Annotated in this window: 2 protein-coding genes; both read left to right on the top strand. The window is 72.3% G+C overall.

Going from position 1 to position 4249, the window contains the following annotated elements:
• On the top strand, window positions 1–1870 hold a 1870-nt coding region (gene polA / locus ACWD3D_RS34000), incomplete at its 5' end, for a DNA polymerase I (RefSeq protein ID WP_451464563.1).
• Between the two features lie 570 nt (window positions 1871–2440).
• Window positions 2441–4141 (top strand): lytic transglycosylase domain-containing protein, encoded by a 1701-nt coding sequence (locus ACWD3D_RS33995; RefSeq protein ID WP_451464562.1) that lies wholly within the window; start codon window positions 2441–2443, stop codon window positions 4139–4141.
• Window positions 4142–4249: the final 108 nt, after the last annotated feature.

The raw sequence follows: 4249 nt of genomic DNA, 5'->3' as shown, positions 1-4249 counted from the left end.
CACCGGGGTGCTGGACGTCCTGGAGATCCGCAACCCGAGCCTGCGGGAGCGGCTGCTCGCCGTCGACCCGGGTGCCGCCGAGGAGGAGGCACCCGCCCCCGCCGCCGGGGTGGAGCTGGACGGCACGGTGCTGGCCACCGGGCAGGTCGCCGGCTGGCTGGCCGAGCACGGCGCCCAGCCGCTGGGCGTGGCCACCGTCGACACCTGGGCGCTCGGCACCGGCACCGTCACCGAGATCGCCCTCGCCGCGGTCGGCGGGGCCGCGGCCTGGCTGGACCCGACGGAGCTCGACGCCTCGGACGAACAGGCGTTCACCGCCTGGCTCGCCGACCCGCAGCGGCCGAAGGTCCTGCACAACGCCAAGGCCGCCATGCGGGTCTTCCCCGAGCTGGGCTGGCACATCGAGGGCGTCACCATGGACACCGCGCTCGCCGCGTACCTGGTGAAGCCCGGACGCCGGTCGTTCGCGCTGGACGCCCTGGCGGTGGAGTACCTCGGCCGCGAGCTGGCCCCGGCCGCCGCCGCGGACGGGCAGCTGGCGTTCGGCGCGGACGACCGCGCCGAGGCGGACGCCCTGATGACACAGGCCCGCGCGGTCCTCGACCTCGGGGCCGCGTTCTCCACGCGGCTCAGGGAAGTCGGCGCGCTCGACCTGCTGCACGACATGGAACTGCCCACCTCGATCCTGCTGGCCCGGCTGGAGCGGCACGGCATCGCCGCCGACCGCGCCCATCTGGAGGCGATGGAGCAGCAGTTCGCCGGCGCCGTGCAGCAGGCCATAAAGGAAGCGCACGCGGCGGTGGGCCGGGAGTTCAACCTCGGCTCGCCCAAGCAGCTCCAGGAAGTCCTCTTCGGCGAGCTGGGTCTGCCCAAGACCAAGAAGACGAAGACCGGTTACACCACCGACGCCGACGCCCTGGCCTGGCTCGCCGCGCAGACCGAGCACGAACTGCCGGTGATCATGCTGCGCCACCGCGAGCAGGCGAAGCTGCGGGTCACCGTCGAGGGCCTGATCAAGACGATCGCGGCCGACGGACGCATCCACACCACCTTCAACCAGACGGTGGCGGCGACCGGACGTCTCTCCTCCACCGACCCCAACCTCCAGAACATCCCGGTCCGTACGGACGAGGGGCGCGCGATCCGCAAGGGCTTCGTCGTCGGCGAGGGCTTCGAGACCCTGATGACGGCGGACTACAGCCAGATCGAACTCCGGGTGATGGCCCACCTCTCCGAGGACGCCGGCCTGATCGAGGCGTTCACCTCGGGCGAGGACCTGCACACCACCGTCGCCTCCCAGGTGTTCGGCGTGGACAAGTCGGCCGTCGACCCGGAGATGCGGCGCAAGATCAAGGCCATGTCCTACGGACTCGCCTACGGCCTCTCCGCGTTCGGGCTCTCCCAGCAGCTCAACATCGAGGCGGGCGAGGCGCGTGGCCTGATGGACACGTACTTCGAGCGCTTCGGCGGCGTACGCGACTACCTCCACCGGGTCGTGGAGGAGGCCAGGTCCACCGGGTACACCGAGACGGTCTTCGGCCGCCGCCGGTACCTCCCCGACCTCAACAGCGACAACCGCCAGCGGCGCGAGACGGCGGAGCGGATGGCGCTCAACGCTCCGATCCAGGGCACTGCCGCGGACATCGTGAAGGTCGCGATGCTCCATGTGGACCGGGCGTTGACCCGGGCGAAGCTGAAGTCCCGGATGCTGCTGCAGGTCCACGACGAAATCGTGCTCGAGATCGCGCAGGGCGAAAGCGCCGAGGTGGAGGCGATCCTGCGCCACGAGATGGCGTCCGCCGTGTCGCTGCGTGCCCCGCTGGACGTGTCGGTCGGCGTGGGCGCCGACTGGGAGTCCGCGGCGCACTGACGTCGTTGACGGGAGAGCGCTCCGGCCGGGTGCGCGCTCTCGCCGGACGGTGGCCGGGCACCTCGTGCCCGGCCACCGGCATGTCCGGGGCGGGGCGGGACGGGGCGGAGTGGGGCGGAGTGGGGCGTGCTCCGGGAAGGGGCGCGGGTTCCGGGGTTCCGGGACTTCAGGGCTCCGGGCGCCGGCGTCCCGGGAGACCCGGCGTCACAGAGCCCGGCTGTCGTAGTTGTTCAACCTCCGTGCGGGCCGGACGGTTTCCCGTACCGCCCAGGGGTATCGGAGACAGGGCGGGCGCGGGGCGGAGGGTCCTGGAGGGCGTCGCACGGCACTGACCACGCCACTCCCGCTGGGGGCGGCCGGGGCGCGGAGAGCCTGTCCACGGAGAGCGGGGGCGGGAAGGGTCTGTCCGGCAACGGAAGCGAGGGGCGGGACAACTTGTGTTGAACATCGTGAAAAACCCGTAAGAACCGGTCAATCGGCTGTGTTGAAGTATCAGAAGTTGCCGTAGGGTCACGGGAGTCCTCGCGCTGGGGAGCGCGAACAGCCGTCGTCGGGGAGGGACCAGACCATATGGCAGCGCAATTCGGCCGTCGCCTGCGCAGAGGGGCCACCAGTACCGCGGTGGCCGCTGCCGTCGTCGCGGCACTCTCCGCCTCCCAGGCGCCGGGTGCCCCGTTGGGCCAGGCCACGTCCCCCGGTGGGACCGACACATCGACCGCGGCCGAGCCCGAACAGAGCTCCGCCACCGGCGAGGACGGCTACCACACGGACCTGCCGCCGCTGACCACTCCCGGCACCCCGACCGTATCGGCCGGTCTGCCCGCCACCAGTGCCGAGTCGGGCATTCCGGCCTCGGTCCTCGGCGCGTACAAGCAGGCCCAGTCGTCCATCGCCGGCACCGACCCGGCCTGCCGGCTGCCCTGGCAACTCCTCGCCGCCATCGGCAAGGTCGAGTCGGGACAGGCGCGCGGCGGCAAGGTCGACGCGAGTGGGACCACGCTCACGCCGATCCTCGGCCCCGCCCTCGACGGCAACGGCTTCGCGCTCATCCAGGACACGGACAACGGCGCGTACGACAGCGACGCGGTCCACGACCGCGCGGTAGGGCCGATGCAGTTCATCCCGTCCACCTGGGCCACTTGGGGCCAGGACGCCAACGGTGACGGACGCAAGGACCCCAACAACGTCTACGACGCGGCGCTCGCAGCCGGGCTCTATCTCTGCGCCGGTTCCCGGGACCTGTCCATCGACAGCGACATCGACCGCGCGGTGCTGAGCTACAACCACTCCAGCGCCTATCTGTCGACCGTGCGTTCCTGGTTCGAGTACTACAACAACGGCGCGCACTCGGTGCCCGACGGAACCGGTGTCCTGCCGACCACGCCCGGTCCGGCGACCACCACCCCCACGGCCGGCCCGGCTTCGCCGTCCCCCTCTCCCTCGCCCACCCCGTCCCCGGACGGGACGCCGGGGACCGCCTCGCCGTCCCCGAGCCCCAGCACACCGCCGAGCGGCAAGCCCGGGAACACCCTGCCCGGCAAGCCGCCCACGACCACCACACCCCCGTCGCCCTCCACGGACCTCAAGCTCACCGACCTGGAGAACGCGGGCACCGGCACGCTGACCGCCATGGCCGGCCGGGAGTTCGCCGGGGGAGTCACGGTGCGGGCCGTGGACGGTCAGGGCAACGGTTTCGCCAAGGCTTCCGTCACCTTCACGATCAGCGGTGACACCGACGCCCACTTCGCCGGCGGGGCCACCAGCGCCGAGGCCGTCACCGCGGCGGACGGAACCGCGAGCGCCCCGACGCTCGTGGCGGGCGAGACCACCGGCGGCTTCCAGATCCACGCGGTCGTCGGCACCACCGCCCAGTTCAGCCTCGACTTCACAGCGACCGTCACCGCCCGCCGGGCGGACACGGTCACCCGGACGACCAGCACCGCGCTGACCGCCGTCCAGGGCGGCGACTTCGCCGACGGCGTCCAGGTCAAGGCAACCCTCGACGGGGCCGTCGCCTCCGGCGTCGCCGCCACCGCCACGATCCTCACCAGTGCCGGGGAAGCCGTCCCGGAGGGCCAGGGCCCCAACTTCACGGACGGCGGCTCCGCCGTCAGCACGCTCACCGGTCTGACGACCGACGCGGACGGTCTGCTCTCCCTCCCGCAGATCCACGCGGGCGCCACCGCGGGGACGTACAAGCTGCGGATCACCACCGAGGGCGGCGCCGTCCTCGACATCGAGCTCACCGTCGAGGCGCCGCCCGCCGCCTGACGCCGCTCAGCTCTCGCGGAACACGTCCGGGTGCATCGTGGTGAGCGTGTCGTCGAGCGGGGTCAGCTCGTGCGGGAACATCGCCTGGACGCTGTCGCCCGGCTGCGG

The sequence above is a fragment of the Streptomyces sp. NPDC002690 genome (assembly GCF_053592415.1).
This window is presented reverse-complemented; position numbering and strand designations above follow the sequence as displayed.

Bases quoted from the DNA above. Each gene is read 5' to 3' on its own strand.
- ACWD3D_RS33995 (WP_451464562.1), top strand. From the start codon at position 2,441: ATGGCAGCGCAATTCGGCCGTCGCCTGCGCAGAGGGGCCACCAGTACC.